Below are 14,393 nucleotides of genomic sequence, written 5' to 3' on the forward strand. Positions count from 1 at the left end.
GTTTCCGAGTGCCGGAACACGGCGGCACCGCTATGAGCCGCTCCACCTTCTTGCGTTCGTGATGGAGTCCGACGAGGCGACCGTCGAGACGTGTCTGAAGAAGATGGAGGAGTGGATCAGCCTTCCGTATTGAGCGCGTCGCGGGCCGCGACGGCGAGGTCGGTGTGATCGGCGAAGACGCCGTCCACGCCCGTGCCCATGATCTGCGCGAACTCGCTCTCCCAGTCGCCGAACGCCGCACGGTCGTCGCCGCGGCGGTTGGGCTTGCTGAGGAAGACGTTCTCGGGGCGCAGCGTCCAGGTGAACACGTCGAGGCCTCGCTTGTGCGCTCGTGACACGAGGTCGCGGACCGCTTTCCCCGGCTTCGTCCACGGCAGCAGGTACGACTTGTCGACGCTGATGCCGTCGACGCGCTTCGCAAGAGCGTCGAGGCCCGCATCCGTGAGGTCGTCCGCGAACGGGCGTGCGCTCTTTCCGTCGGCGGCGACGCGGTCGGCCGGGGCCCCCTTCTTCTCGAGCAAGTACACGTACCGCGCGTCGACGCCCCGCTTCTTGAGCTGCTCGAGAACGGTGAGCTCGAAGCACTCGATAACGAGTCCGGTCGAGCTGTCGAAGCCGCTGCCGGCGAGCTCGGCGGCGAGCAGCTCGTCGAGCGGCATCCCGATTTCCGCGAAGTACGTGGGGTGCTTGACCTCGATGACGAGCCCGATGCGCCGCCCCTGCTCGGCGGACCCCGTTCGCACGATGTCGAACAGCTCGGCGAGGCGCAGCATCCGCTCGTGCCCGTCGAAGCTCGCACTGTCGGGCCGCACGTCGGGAATGCGCTCCCTGAGCGTCAGTGTCGACAGCTCCGCCCACGTGAAGTCCTCGGTGAACCACCCGGTTACCTCGTGACCGTCGATGAGCTTCGTCGTGCGGCGATCGGCGAATTCCGGATGCTGCTCGACGTCGGTCGTGCCGCCGATCTCGTTCTCGTGGCGGAGCACGAGCACCCGGTCGCGCGTGGCGACCACGTCGGGCTCGAGCGCGTCGGCGCCGAGCGCGATCGCGAGTTCGTAGCTCGACGCGGAGTGCTCGGGCCGGTAGCCGGGAGTGCCGCGATGCCCGATGATGAGCGGGCGCCGCGGCGCGGAGTTGGCGGGCAGCGAAGTCATCGTCCCAGGCTATGCGGTGCGCCTGCGAGGATCGCGGCAGAATTTCTTCTTGACAGCTGAATCGTTTCATGGTGTTCTGGAAAACGCTTCCCCGCAGCTCCGTCTCCGGCGGAAGCTGTCAGAGTCGACCGGAAGGAACTCACATGCACGACGCAGTGCCGAAGCGCGACGGTCACGCGAACACGCGATCCATGTCACGGCGGGCGGCCGCAAGTGGCTGGGTGGGCAGCGCCCTCGAATACTTCGACTTCACGATCTACGCCTCGGCGGCTGCGCTTGTCTTCCCGCAAGTGTTCTTCCCCGACGAGTCGCCGGCGATCGCTCTCATCGCCTCCCTCGCAACCTACGGCGTGGGGTACGTCGCCCGGCCGCTCGGCGCCTTCGTGCTCGGCAACTTCGGTGACAAGCACGGCCGAAAGAAGGTGCTCGTGTTCGCGATGCTCCTCATGGGCGTGTGCACCTTCGCGGTCGGCATCTTGCCCACCTACGCGCAAGTCGGCATGCTCGCGCCGATCCTGCTCGTCGCGCTTCGCCTCATCCAGGGCTTCGCCGTGGCCGGGGAGCTGGGCGGGGCGAGCGCGATGATCGTCGAGCACGCACCGCGTGAGAAGCGCGGCTTCTACGCGAGCTTCAGCCTCCAGGGCACGCAGGCCGGCAGCATCCTCGCGTCCGCGAGCTTCATCCCCCTCGCCGGCCTGCTTCCCTCCGACGCGTTCGAGGCGTGGGGCTGGCGCATCCCGTTCCTGCTCAGCGTCGTGGTGATCATCGCGGGGCTCGTCATCCGCAGTCGCGTCGCGGAGACCGAGGTGTTCCTCACGGAGACGGCGCAGCAGCGGGTGATGCGAGCCCCCGTGCTGCAGGTGTTCCGCGAGAACTGGCGCACGATCGTGCGCGCGGTCTGCATGGGCTTCGCCAACGTCATCGGCACGACGGTCGTCGTGTTCGGCACCGCGTATGCGACCCAGCCGGCCTACGGTGTGAACATGAGCGCGTCGACCTACTTGTGGATTCCCGTCATCGCGAACCTCGTCGCGATCGCGCTCATCCCCGTGTTCGGCCGCATCTCCGATCGCATCGGTCGCCGTCCGTTCATGATCTTCGGTCCCCTGAGCGCCGGCGTCCTGTCGTTCGCCTACCTGTGGGCGGTCAGCCAGAACAACGTCGTCCTCACCGTCGCTCTCGCGATTCTCATGTTCGGCGTGCTGTACCAGATGTGGAACGCGACGTTCGCGAGCTTCTTCCAGGAGCTCTTCCCGACGCGCACGCGCGTGACGGGCTTCGCGATCTCGCAGAACATCGCCTTGCTCCTCGTGGCGTTCCTGCCGAGCCTCTTCACCCTCGTCGCCCCTCCCGGATCGGCATCCATCCCCCTCGTCATCGGCGGCTTCACGCTCGTCGTTGCGGCGATCTCGTCCATAGCGGCGTTCTTCTCGCCCGAGACCGCGGGCGGACGCATCACGAGTGACACCACCGAGCAGGAGCCGGCCCAAGCATGAGCACGGGGCGCGGGGTCCCCGCGACACCAGCGCGGGTCGCCCTCGTCGGCATCCACGGCTTCGGCGCGATCCACCGCCGCAATCTGGCGCGACTCGAGGCGCTCGGCCGGGTCCGTCTCGTCGCTGCGGCGGACCCCGCCGGGGCCGAGCCCGGCGAGCTTGACGGTGTGCCCGTCTACGCTGACCTCGGGTCGCTCTTGGAGGCCACGTCGCACGTGGACATCGTGATCGTGTCCACGCCGATCCCCACCCACATGCCGCTCGCCCTGAGTGCGCTCGCGGCGGGAGCGGATGTCTACCTCGAGAAGCCCCCGGTCGCCTCGGCGGCGGACTTCGACAGGCTCACGGCAGCCGCGGATGCCGCCGGCGCGCGGATCCAGGTCGGTTTTCAAAGTCTCGGCTCGCACGCCTTGCCCGAGATCGCCTCGATCATCGCTCGAGGAGAGATCGGCGACGTCCGAGCGATCTCCGCGATCGGCTTGTGGTCGCGCGACCGCGCCTACTTCGCGCGGGCGCGGTGGGCGGGTCGGCGCATGCTCGACGGAGTTCCCGTCGTCGACGGCGTCGCCACCAACGCCCTCTCGCACGCCGTCGCGACAGCGCTCGCGCTTGCCGGCGCGCGTCAGGCGGACGACGTCCGCTCGATCCAGGCGGACCTCTACCGCGCACACGACGTCGAGAGCGACGACACCTCCGTCGTGCGCATCATCACGTCGCGCGGGCACACGGTGACGTGCGCCCTGACGCTGGCAGCAGCCGCTGAGACGGAGCCCGAAGTGCGCATCGACGGCGCTCTCGGGACCATCACGCTCTCCTACACGACCGATGAGGTCGTCGTCTCCGTCGGCGACGACCTCCGGCGTCTCACGTTCGAGCGCACGGACTTGCTCGAGAACCTCCTCGACCACCGAGAGACGGGCACTCCGCTGCTGAGTTCCCTCGCCGACTCCGGCGCGTACATGCAGGTCCTCGAGTCGATTCGAATCGCGCCCGCGCCGCAGCCGATCCCACAGCAATTCGTGACCTGGATCGGGGAGGGCTCATCCGCGCGACCCGTTGTCAGGAACATTGAGGATGCCGCACGGCGCGCGTGCGCGGCCGGCGCGACGTTCCAAGAACTCGGCCTCCCCTGGGCTCGGCCCGAGGCGGGCAGTCTCACGCTCACCGTGGAGAGCACGGCAGCCGCCCGGGAGAACGAGGGCACGGCCCTCCAACGCGCGCTCTCACCCCGGCCGTATCTGCATCCGGTCAGCACCCTGCAGGGCACGGTGCTGACCGACGCGATGCCGCTTGACCATCCTTGGCATCTCGGTGTCGGCGTCGCCGTGCCCGATGTCGACGGCGTCAACTTCTGGGGCGGTCCCACCTTCGTTCGCGCCGGCTCGCGGTACGAGTGGCGGCACGACCAGGGCCGCATCGTCCGTTCCGGGCTGACCCCGGAGCCGACCGGCCCGCTCGAGGAGCTCGCGTGGCTCGACGCGGATGGACGAACGATGCTGCGGGAGCGCCGACGCCTGCGGTGGTCGCACATCGACGAGAGCTGCTGGCAGCTCACGCTGCAGACTTCTCTCACGACCGCCGGCGACCACGCGGTATCCCTCGGCAGCCCGGCGTCGAACGGTCGACCGGGCGCCGGCTACGGCGGCCTCTTCTGGCGGTTCGCGCCCTGCACCGATACTCACGTCTTCACGGCCGAGCGGGAGGTCGAGAGCCAGACGCACGGTACCGTCACACCTTGGCTTGCGTGGGAAGCCACGTTCGATGGCGGTCGCGCCGGCGTGGTCTTCCTCGCCCCTCCGGAGTCCGCCGACCCCTGGTTCGTGCGCGTCTCCGAGTATCCGGCGGTCGGCTCGGCCCTCGCCTGGGGCGCCGCCGCGCGCGTGAAACCCGGGACTCCCCTCGTGCGCACGTACTCGATGATCATCGTCGACGGGCCACTCACGCGAGAGCGCGCCGAATCGCTCGCGAGCAGGAACATCGTCGCGTAACCGGGAGCAGGTCACATTCGGCTGATAATCAGCCCTTCGACAGGCAGGAACAATGCTCGGTCCGATAGCGTTGACATAAGTATTCCAACCCCCGATTGAGAGTAGGGATCACGCCTCATGGCCATCGACAACCCGGCCTTCCGCAACGCCGGCTTCCAGAAGGGCGGCGCCGTCGCCGCTCAGCAGCAGGCGACGCTGACCGCCGAGCAGCTGCAGCAGATGTACGACCAGCCGGCCGCTACGGCAGCGCAGACCGACCGCATGACGGTCGAGGACACGCTGGGCAAGTCGGTCATCGCCTTCGGCATCCTGCTCGTGGGCGCCGCGATCGGCTGGTTCATCCCCGCACTCGCGATCCCGGCGGCGATCGTCGGCTTCGTGCTCGCGCTCGTCAACATCTTCAAGAAGAGCCCCTCGGCTCCCCTCGTGCTCAGCTACGCGGCAGTGCAGGGCGTCTTCGTCGGCGGCATCTCGAGCTTCTTCGAGACGCTCTACCCGGCAATCGTCAGCCAGGCGCTCATCGGCACGGTCGTGGTGTTCGGCGTCACCCTCGCCCTCTTCGCGAGCGGCAAGGTTCGCGCGTCCGCTCGCGCCACGAAGGTCTTCATGATCGCCATGATCGGCTACCTGATCTTCTCGGTTGTCAACCTGGTGCTCATGTGGACCGGCGCCAACGATGACCCGTGGGGCCTGCGCGGCTCGTTTGAGATCGCCGGTATTCCGCTCGGCCTGATCCTCGGCGTCCTCGTCGTGATCATGGCGGCGTATTCGCTCGTTCTCGACTTCGAGTTCATCAAGCAGGGTGCCCAGAACGGCCTGCCCCGCAAGTTCGGCTGGACCGGCGTCTTCGGTGTCATGATGACCGTGATCTGGCTGTACCTAGAGATCCTGCGGATGCTCGCGATCTCCCGCGACTGACCTTTCGCACTCCCGAAGAAGCTCCGCCCGAGACGACGGAGCTTCTTCTGCGCTTTGGGCTAGGCCGTCTTCATCACGTCGGCGGTGAACCGTTGAACTCGCTGGAGCAGTCCTTCGGCTCGTGTGTGGATGTTGTGAGGCAGTCCCGGGTGCGACGGGGTGATGCGGATCAGGAGCGAGCAGGCGAGGTCTTCGCAGAGGTAGGTGCCGATCGTGCTGCCGTTGAGGCCGGCCTCCCCCGCTTTCGGCGCGGTGAACATGCGCACTTGCGTCGCAGGCTGTGACGAGTGGCACAGCGAGCACATCGCGGCGATGCCCGGTCGCAGACCGCCAGGCGCGGCACGAAGAACGATTCCGACGGGGCGATCGTCGGCCCAATGCACGAGGTAGCCGAGTCGCGCCGCCTGCGGATCCCGCCAGCCGAGATACTCGCGTTCGTCCCACAGGGTCTCGTGCAATCCCGGTATTGGCAGGCGGTCGAGCTGCTCCGGCGTCGCATTGACGAACGATGAACGGATGTCTTCGGCGGTCAACGGCTTCATTCCAGCATCCTGCCCCTCTCGCCCTGTGCACGCAACACAGTCGCTCGCGTGTCCACGCGACCGACTACCCTTGGGCGCATGCATCACCTGGCGATAAAGCGAGGCAAGGCGTATGCGCGGGACTGCGTCGTGTACGCGGGGTTCGCCGCGGCGATGCTGCCGCTCGGACTCGTGTTGCAAGCGACCGGCCGCGCGCCGAGTCGTCGCCTCGTCACGGCGCTGAGCATGGTCCCTCCCGCCGCGGCGACCCTGTTTGCCGCAGCGCGAGAGAGCCGGGATGGCGCTACGCCCGGCAAGAAGGCAGAGGGTCTCCGTGTGAGCACGGATGATGGGCAACGAGTTGGTTGGGGAACGGCGCTGCTGCGGAACGTCGTCAAGATCGGCATTCCGTGGCAGATCGGCCATGAGGTCGCCATCGGAGCGGCCTCCGGCGGCTTCGAGCGCGGCGATCGGCGCACGCTCGCAGCGACGATCGTGACGTACCCGCTGCTCGGCGCCCTTGTCGGCAGTGTGCTCGTGGGGTCGGGCCGCGGCGTGCACGACCGACTGGCCGGAACCAGAGTCGCCGCCACGCGAGGACGCAGCTAACCGGTCCGCCTCGATGGTCTGGAGGTCCCCACAATGAGAACGGCGCGGCTCCCGAAGGAAGGCGCGCCGTTCTCAGCGGGAGGCTACTCCCACTCGATGGTCCCCGGCGGCTTCGACGTGACGTCGAGCACCACGCGGTTGACGTCTTCGACCTCGTTCGTGATGCGGTTCGAGATCCGCGCGAGCAGGTCGTACGGCAGTCGCGTCCAGTCGGCCGTCATGGCGTCCTCGGAGCTCACGGGCCGCAGCACGATCGGGTGGCCGTACGTGCGGCCGTCGCCCTGCACGCCCACCGAGCGGACGTCGGCGAGCAGCACGACCGGGCACTGCCAGATCTCGCTGTCGAGCCCGGCGGCGGTCAGCTCGGCGCGCACGATCGCGTCGGCCTTGCGCAGCAGCTCGAGTCGCTCGGCCGTGACCTCGCCGACGATGCGGATGCCGAGTCCGGGCCCGGGGAACGGCTGGCGTGCCACGATCGCCTCGGGCAGCCCGAGCTCGCGCCCGATGGCTCGCACTTCGTCCTTGAACAGGGTGCGCAGCGGCTCGACGAGCTCGAACGTCATGTCCTCGGGAAGTCCGCCGACGTTGTGGTGGCTCTTGATGTTCGCCGCACCGGTGCCGCCGCCGGATTCCACGACATCGGGGTAGAGCGTGCCCTGCACGAGGAAGCGGATCGGGTCGCCGTCGTCTTCGAGCGACTCGGCGATGAGGTCGGCCTGCGCGCGCTCGAAGGTGCGGATGAACTCGCGACCGATGATCTTGCGCTTCTGCTCCGGGTCGCTGACCCCGGCGAGTTCGGAGATGAAGGTGTCGGCCGCGTCGACGGTGACCAGTCGGATGCCGGTGGCGGCGACGTAGTCCTCTTCCACCTGCCGACGCTCGTCCTGCCGCAGCAGCCCGTGGTCGACGAACACGCACGTGAGCTGGTCGCCGACGGCCTTGTGCACGAGCGCGGCCGCGACGGCGGAGTCCACGCCGCCGGAGAGACCGGCGATGACCTTTCCGGTTCCGATCTGGGCCCGAATCCGCTCGACCTGCTCGGCGATGACGTTGCCGGGATTCCAGTCGTTCGCGATGCCTGCGGCGTCATGCAGGAAGTTCTCGAGCACGTCCTGGCCGTAGGCGCTGTGCTTCACCTCGGGGTGCCACTGCACGCCGTACAGGCAGCGGTCCGCGTTGCCGAACGCGGCAACGGGTGTGGACGCCGTCGAGGCGAGCACCTCGAAGCCCTCGGGCGCTTTCGCGACCGAGTCGCCGTGGCTCATCCACACGGTCTGCTCGGCGGGCTGCTCGGCGAGCAGGACCCCGCCGTCACCCGCGAGCGTCGCCTGCGTCGACCCGTACTCCCGCTGACCGGTGTGAGCCACTTCGCCGCCGAGGGCACGGGCCATCACCTGAAAGCCGTAGCAGATGCCGAGCGTCGGGACACCGAGGTCGAAGATGCCCTCGTCGAGATTCGGCGCCTCGTCGGCATACACGCTCGATGGTCCGCCCGAGAGGATCATGCCGACGGGCTGCTTCTCGCGCACCTCGTCCGCCGAGATCGTGTGCGGCACGATCTCGGAGTACACGCCGGCCTCGCGCACGCGGCGGGCGATGAGCTGCGCGTACTGCGCTCCGAAGTCGACGACGAGAACAGGCCGCTGGGCCGTGGGCTGCTCGCTAATGGGTTGCCTCCACAGTCTGGGCGTCGCGCGCTGCGCGCTCCGCGAGATAGGCTCTGACGCGCCGGGCCATCCGGGCCTCGACGAAGAATGACAGGAACGGCACGACGCCGCCGAGCGCGATGAGCAGGAACGTCATCATCGGCCAGCGCATGAGGCTCCACAGTCGGAAGTCGCTGAACAGGTAGACGACGTAGAACCAGCCGTGCACGACCAGAATGCCGATCGACAGGTTGATCGCGGCGACGCTTCCGCTCGGCACGAACGCGAGGAACCCGTACGCCCCGCCGAGCTCGAGTTCGAGGCCGAAGGCGTACTTCATCACCATCTCGGCGCACAGCAGAAGCAGCAGCGTTCCGGTGATGATCGAGGCGACCTGGTAGAACTTCAGGGCTCCGGGAATGCGCGGAAGATCGCGGGCACGGGGTTCAAAGCGCATGGGTCTAGTTTACGTTCTCACTCGTTGTCTGATTTTCGGATGCCGCGAGCTCGCGCACCTCTTCGGCGCGCTCCCACGAGTCCTTCGCGAGCCGGTACCAGAGGAACACGGCGAAGCCGGCGAACACGACCCACTCGACGGCGTAGAAGATGTTCAGCCAGTTCACTTCCACGTCCTGGGCGGGCGGCGGAGCGTCGATGGTCTCGAGACCGGCCGGCGCTTCGGCTGAGACGAGGTACACCTCGTACACCTGCCCGTCGGCCATGTCGTGCCAGCGGTTCGCGAGCGCCGCGACCGCCATCGTGGTGAGCTCGAACGGCCGCTTCTCGTCGACCTCGGGGAACTGCGTCGAGAGCACGCGCCCCGTCAGTTCCGCCGCGCCGGCCGGCTCGGCGTTCAGTCGCTCGGCGGCCTCCACCGCTTTCTCCCGGGTCGCGGTCCAGCCGAGCGCGACGGCGAGGTGATCGCCCGCGTCGGTGACGAGGTGTCCGCTCACCCAGTACCCGGTGTCGTCGCCGTTGATCCGGTCGGCGATGACGATGTAGTCCTTCGGCTCGAACGTGCCGTCCACGCTTGTGCGCTGCCCCACCGCGATATCGCGCAGCAGGCTGCGCGGCTTCACCACGTCACCGATCGGCATGACGGTCTCCGTCGGCGCGGTCTGTTGGGTGGGTGCGGCACGGTAGGCGCGTTCGAGCTGCCACTTGCCGAGGGCGGCGAAGGCCGCGGCGACAAGGAGGGCGAGCACGAGCAGCGCGAGCCAACGCGCCGAGAGCATGGTGCGAAGCAGCGTGACGGGCTGGTCCGGGTCGCGTCGGGAAATGGTGCTCACTCTTTCGAAGACAGGTCCCACAGGGGACGAGTCGAGCCTATCGAGCCGCCGCTGTGGGCAGGCTGTGGCCGCCGTAGTACTGCGCAAGCCGCTCGAAGCCCTCGTCGATGCTGACGGCAGGCGCCCAGTCGAGCGCGGCGCGGGTCTCCCGCTGATCGAACCAGTGCGCGGTCGAGAGCTGCTCGGCGAGGAAGCGCGTCATCGGCGGCTCGTCCTCCCCCGGCCGGATCGCCCACAGCCGTTCGACGAGGCTTCCGGCCGCCTTGCCGAGTCCCGCGGCAACGCTCCACCGCGGCGCGGGAACCCCTGCGGCGGCGCAGATGCCGGCGAACAGCTCGGCGACGGGTCGCGGTTCACCGTTCGTGACCACGAAGCTGCGGCCGGCCACTCGAGGGGCGGCGTCGAGCGCCGCGACAATGCCGCTCGCCGCGTTGTCGATGTAGGTCGTGTCGATGAGCGCCGTCCCGCCGTTCAGAAGCGGCAGCGTCCCGCGCCGGGCACGGTCGATGATGCGCTCGACCAATTGCGTGTCGCCCGGTCCCCACACGAGGTGCGGGCGCACCGCGATAACAGGGAAGTCGCTGCTCGATCGGCCGAGGGCGAGCAGTTCGCCCTTCGCCTTCGTGCGCGCGTAGTCGCCGCGGGCGCGCTCGGGAACCGCCGGCTCCGCCCCGACACCGGTGAGCGAACTGCCTGCGTGAGCGACGGACGGAGACGACACCTGAACGAACCGGGAGACGCCCGCGCGCTGTGCCGCGTCGAGGACGATGCGCGTGCCGTCCACGTTCACGCGGTCGAACTCCCGCGGGTCGCCGGCGAGCGACACCTTCGCCGCCATGTGGACGACGGCGTCGGCGCCGTCGAGGGCGGCGGCGACGGCCGCGGCATCCGTCACCGAGCCGATCGCATCGGTCACCCCGGAGACGCCGCTCGGTCGGCGTTGCAGGGCGCGCACCTCGTGCCCGGCGTCGCGCAACCGCTCGGCGACGGAGCGGCCGAGCAGGCCGCTTGCTCCCGTGGCGACGACGATCATGGCGCGGTCACCCGGCTGCCTGACAGCATCCGCTCGGCCCAGTCGGACAGTCGCGAGCGGTCGATCTTCGAGTTGTGCCGAATGTCGCACGGCAGCTGCGGCACGACGAAGACGGCGGAGAGCGGCTCGGCGCAGCTGTCGCGGATGGCGGCGGCGAGGTCGGGGGCCGCGAGCCGCGCGGCGCGGGCGGGTTCGATGGTCTCGACGACGGCGACGGCTCGGCGCACTCCCTGCGGTCCGACGCCGACGACGGCCGCGCGGCGCACCGCGTCGACGCATTCGATGTCCTGCTCGGGCCCCACCGGAGCGAGGGGTCCATGTTCTGTCGAGATGACGTGCTGCAGTCGGCCCTCGACCCAGAGCCGGCCGTCGGCGTCAAGGTGGCCGATGTCGCCCGTGCGGTGCCAGCGGCCGTCCGTCGGCACGTCACGGCGCGACGCGCGGTCGACGAGGGCGAGCCGGTCGTAGTGGTCCTTGAGGTGCGGTGCGGAGATGACGATCTCGCCGAGCACGCCCGGCTCCTCGCCGGGCTCCCCTGTCGCCGCGCCTGCCTCGTCGAGGGCGCTGATGCGCACGCGGACTTCGCCGATCGGCCGGCCGACGCACACGCCACGGTCGGGAGCGGCGCTCGCGTCGCGGATGCCGTCGAGCGTCGTGTCGGTGACGAGCAGGCACTCGGTCATGCCGTACGGGGTGTGCGCGGTCGCATTCGGCAGGACGCGCGCCACTGACGCGAGCAGCTGCTCACTGATGGGCGCCCCTGTGGACAGCACGGTGTCGACGCCGGCGAGCGCCTCGCGGTCGCCGTCCGTCAGCTCGCTCGCCGTGTCGACGACGTTGAGGATCGCCGCGGGTGAGAGGAACACGATGCGCGCGTGCGAGGCGCGAACGGCGGCGGCGACGGCGGCCGCCGTGAGCGTGCGGGGTCGGCTGACGTCCATGTCAGGGGTGACCGAGCGGGTGCCGAGCGCGGGACCGAGAAGCGCGAACGGCGCGAAGCCCGTGACGAGTCCGCTGTCGGCGGTCACGTCGAAGTGGTCGGCGATGAGGTCGCGCATGGCCGACAGTTCGGCGTGCGTGTAGACGACGCCCTTCGCCGGGCCTGTGGAACCGGACGTGAACAGCACGGCGGCCTCGTCGCCGGCCTCGGGTTCCGGCGGGAGCGCCTCGTCGCAACCGCGCTCGGTCAGCTCGACGAGCGTGTGGGCGACGCCGAGCGCCGCGGCGGAGCCGCGTGGAAGCGTCGTCGTCGACACGCGCGTGCCCGGCCAGCCGAGCACGCGCGCCGCCGTGAGCGCCTTCGCGTCGCCGATGAGCACGTCGGGCTGTGCGCCGCGGATGGCGCGGCCGAGGCCGGCGACGCCGAGTCCCGCGTCGGCCACGACGACGACGGCGCCGATGCGAAGGCACGCGTAGACGACGGCCGTGAGGGTGGGGCCTGGCTGCACGAGAAGCGAGACCCGGTCGCCCTTGCGCACGCCGATCGAGTGAAGCCCGGCGGCGAGCTGCCGCACGCGGCGCGCCAGCTGTGACCAGCTCACGCGAACGGGCTCGGTTACGGACATGTCCGCGACGGCGAGCGCGGTGTCGTCGCGGTGCTCCTCGAGGCGGCTCCACAGCGGAGTGAACGGCGTGGGAGCGGGCGCCGACTCGGCGGCATCCGTCCCACCTGTCGACGCGACGCGCTCGGCGAGCCAGTCGAGCATGGCGTCGGCGTACGGCGCGTCTTCGGCGATGAGGTGCCCGGCGCCTTCGAAGCGGTGCACGTCGGCGTGCGGCATCCGGTCGATGAGGTCGTCGAGGTACCGGTCGCTGAAGATCGGGTCGCGGGGGCCCCAGAGCATGAGCGCGGGCACGTCGAGGCTGCGGAGACCCTCCGCGATGGCGTCGAGCGCCGGGCGGCTCTCGTGCCGGTCGTCGGCGGGGATGTCGGCGACGAAGCCGCGGATCCCGTCGCGGCGGGCCGCCGAGCGGTAGGGAGCGCGGTAGCCGGCGGCGATGGGCAGCGTGAGCGGCGGGTGCGCGAGGGAGAGAGTGACGTCGAGGAACGCGCTCGTCGCCTGCGTGCCCGCAGCGAGCATGCCGCGGGCACCGGCGAGACGCAGCGGTGCGGGGATGGGTCGGCCGGCGGGGTGGTGCACGGCGGTGTTGAGGACGGCGACGCCGGCGAGCAGCTCGCGGTGATGCAGGGCCCAGCCGAGCGAGATGACGCCTCCCCAGTCGTGGCCAAGCGTGACGACAGGTCCCTCGAGCTCGAGCGCTTCGGTGAAGGCGCCGAGGTCGTCGACGCGCTGCGCGAGCGTGCGGTGTGCGCCGGTGCGCTCGGAGAATCCCATCTCGAGCTGGTCGACGGCGATCACGCGCCACGGCTGCTCACGGTCGGCGGCCGCGGTGACGATGCGGCGCCACAGGTACGACCAGGTGGGGTTGCCGTGGACGGCGAGGATGGTTCCCGCGGGCCGTTCACCGGCGAGACGGTCGATGTTGTCGAGGTAGTGCCACGTGCGCGTCTCGCCCGCGTCGATGCCGCCTCCGGGAACCTCGATGAGGCGGCTGAGGCGCGCGTCGAGCTCGGCGAGACCGAGAGTCGGCCGAGATGCGGGGAGCCGGGTCGGTCGGGCTGTCACCACGCCAGTTCCATCATGGCCGTGTTGAGGCCGGAGCCGACGCCCATGAGCAGAACGCGGTCGCCCTTCACGAGGCTCTTGGCCTCCTCGACGAGCGTGATCGGGATCGAGGCGGGGCCGACGTTGCCGAGCCACGGGAAGGTCACCGGCACACGGCGCCGGTCGAGCTTCGCGGCCTTCACGATCGCGTCGGTGTGCACGGACGACACCTGGTGAGTGATGTAGCGGTCCATGCCGCCCCAGTTCCAGTCCTTCGACGCTTCCTTCCACGCCGAGACGACGAGATCGAGGCCGCCCTTGAGCAGCGCCTTCGCGTCGGTGAACATGCCGTCGGTGCTGCCGACGCACAGGCCGTGGAATTGCGTTGCGGCGCGCGTGACGCCGCCGAGGATGCGGTGCCCGCCGGGGTGACCGTCGACGGGGCCGAGCACGGCGGCCGCTGCGCCGGAGCCGAGCGTGAGCGAGGCGAACTCGCTCATGAAGTCGTCGCGCTTCACGTCGTCGCGCAGCAGCCGGGTCACGGTGTTGGTCTGGATCTCGTCGGCGTCTTCGCCGTTCACGATGAGGGCGTACCGAATCTGCCCGGAGTCGATCATGCCGGCCGCGAGGCTCATGCCGTTGACGAAGCCGAGGCACGCGTTCGCGACATCGAAGTTCACGGCAGAGCTGGGCAGTCCGAGCCCGTGGTGCAGGCGCACGGCGACCGAGGGCTCGAGGTGCTTGCGCGTGACCGAGGTGTTCACGATCAGTCCGATGTCGGATGCCGCGACGCCCGCCTCGTCGAGCGCGCGCTTGCCCGCCGCCACCGTCGCGTCGTCGGAGTTCTCGTCAGGCGCCCAGTTGCGCCGCTCCATCACTCCCGCGACGCGCTCGAGCAGGCTGCCCGGCAGGCGGAGCCTCTTGAGGGCCGAGGCGAGTCGCAGCTCGATGTCAGCCGAGGTCGTCACGCGTGAGGGCAGCGTGCTCGCGACGGAGAGCAAAGCGGCATTGCTGAACCGAGTTGTTGCATTGCCGATCACGTGGTCCTCCGTCTGGCGAGCGCTCTTCACTGCCGAGACTGCCAGTTTATCGGCGCACCCTCTGAACGCTCCCTGTGCCGCTGGGGGCTTGCA

At 69.5% G+C, this 14,393-nt stretch carries 12 protein-coding genes; 4 read left to right on the top strand and 8 right to left on the bottom strand.

Annotation, left to right across the window (positions count from 1 at the left end):
• Positions 1–116: 116 nt before the first annotated feature.
• Complete coding sequence (locus tag BLV49_RS01815; protein ID WP_091179246.1) at positions 117–1,154, bottom strand: glycerophosphodiester phosphodiesterase family protein; 1,038 nt, start codon at positions 1,152–1,154, stop codon at positions 117–119.
• Positions 1,155–1,297: 143 nt separating this feature from the next.
• On the opposite strand from BLV49_RS01815, the gene BLV49_RS01820 reads away from it, so the two are divergent.
• From BLV49_RS01820 to BLV49_RS01830, 3 genes are all read left to right on the top strand, one after another.
• Positions 1,298–2,650 carry an MFS transporter gene (locus tag BLV49_RS01820; RefSeq protein WP_091179248.1) on the top strand — a complete coding sequence of 451 codons (1,353 nt, stop codon included), beginning with the start codon at positions 1,298–1,300 and terminating at the stop codon, positions 2,648–2,650.
• Entirely contained in the window at positions 2,647–4,638 is a 1,992-nt protein-coding gene (locus tag BLV49_RS01825) for a DUF6807 family protein (protein WP_091179250.1), read from the top strand. Before BLV49_RS01820 ends, BLV49_RS01825 begins: the two co-directional genes overlap by 4 nt.
• Before the next feature lie 117 nt (positions 4,639–4,755).
• Positions 4,756–5,556 carry a Bax inhibitor-1/YccA family protein gene (locus BLV49_RS01830; protein ID WP_091179251.1) on the top strand — a complete coding sequence of 267 codons (801 nt, stop codon included), beginning with the start codon at positions 4,756–4,758 and terminating at the stop codon, positions 5,554–5,556.
• A gap of 59 nt (positions 5,557–5,615) precedes the next feature.
• On the opposite strand, the gene BLV49_RS01835 is transcribed toward BLV49_RS01830, so the two are convergent.
• Positions 5,616–6,098 carry an FBP domain-containing protein gene (locus tag BLV49_RS01835; RefSeq protein WP_176980690.1) on the bottom strand — a complete coding sequence of 161 codons (483 nt, stop codon included), beginning with the start codon at positions 6,096–6,098 and terminating at the stop codon, positions 5,616–5,618.
• Between the two features lie 78 nt (positions 6,099–6,176).
• On the opposite strand from BLV49_RS01835, the gene BLV49_RS01840 reads away from it, so the two are divergent.
• On the top strand, positions 6,177–6,686 hold the full coding sequence (locus BLV49_RS01840; protein WP_091179255.1) for an RDD family protein: 510 nt from the start codon (positions 6,177–6,179) through the stop codon (positions 6,684–6,686).
• An 83-nt stretch (positions 6,687–6,769) separates the two neighbouring features.
• On the opposite strand, the gene guaA is transcribed toward BLV49_RS01840, so the two are convergent.
• The 6 genes from guaA to BLV49_RS01870 are packed head-to-tail and all read right to left on the bottom strand — an operon-like array spanning position 6,770 to position 14,300.
• Positions 6,770–8,353, bottom strand: coding sequence for a glutamine-hydrolyzing GMP synthase (gene guaA, locus BLV49_RS01845; RefSeq protein WP_091179257.1), 1,584 nt, complete (start codon positions 8,351–8,353; stop codon positions 6,770–6,772).
• Positions 8,349–8,789, bottom strand: a complete 441-nt coding sequence (locus BLV49_RS01850; RefSeq protein WP_091179259.1) for a DUF3817 domain-containing protein — start codon at positions 8,787–8,789, stop codon at positions 8,349–8,351. Before BLV49_RS01850 ends, guaA begins: the two co-directional genes overlap by 5 nt.
• Before the next feature lie 4 nt (positions 8,790–8,793).
• Positions 8,794–9,621: an SURF1 family cytochrome oxidase biogenesis protein gene (locus tag BLV49_RS01855; protein ID WP_245723501.1), complete on the bottom strand. Its 828-nt coding sequence runs from the start codon at positions 9,619–9,621 to the stop codon at positions 8,794–8,796.
• A 37-nt stretch (positions 9,622–9,658) separates the two neighbouring features.
• Positions 9,659–10,654 carry an NAD-dependent epimerase/dehydratase family protein gene (locus BLV49_RS01860; protein ID WP_091179260.1) on the bottom strand — a complete coding sequence of 332 codons (996 nt, stop codon included), beginning with the start codon at positions 10,652–10,654 and terminating at the stop codon, positions 9,659–9,661.
• Positions 10,651–13,284 (bottom strand): alpha/beta fold hydrolase, encoded by a 2,634-nt coding sequence (locus tag BLV49_RS01865; protein ID WP_245723502.1) that lies wholly within the window; start codon positions 13,282–13,284, stop codon positions 10,651–10,653. The genes BLV49_RS01860 and BLV49_RS01865 overlap by 4 nt, the downstream gene beginning before the upstream one ends.
• Entirely contained in the window at positions 13,278–14,300 is a 1,023-nt protein-coding gene (locus BLV49_RS01870; protein WP_091186601.1) for a 3-oxoacyl-ACP synthase III, read from the bottom strand. Before BLV49_RS01870 ends, BLV49_RS01865 begins: the two co-directional genes overlap by 7 nt.
• Positions 14,301–14,393 lie beyond the last annotated feature (93 nt).

This window comes from Paramicrobacterium humi, assembly GCF_900105715.1.
GTDB lineage: Bacteria > Actinomycetota > Actinomycetes > Actinomycetales > Microbacteriaceae > Paramicrobacterium > Paramicrobacterium humi.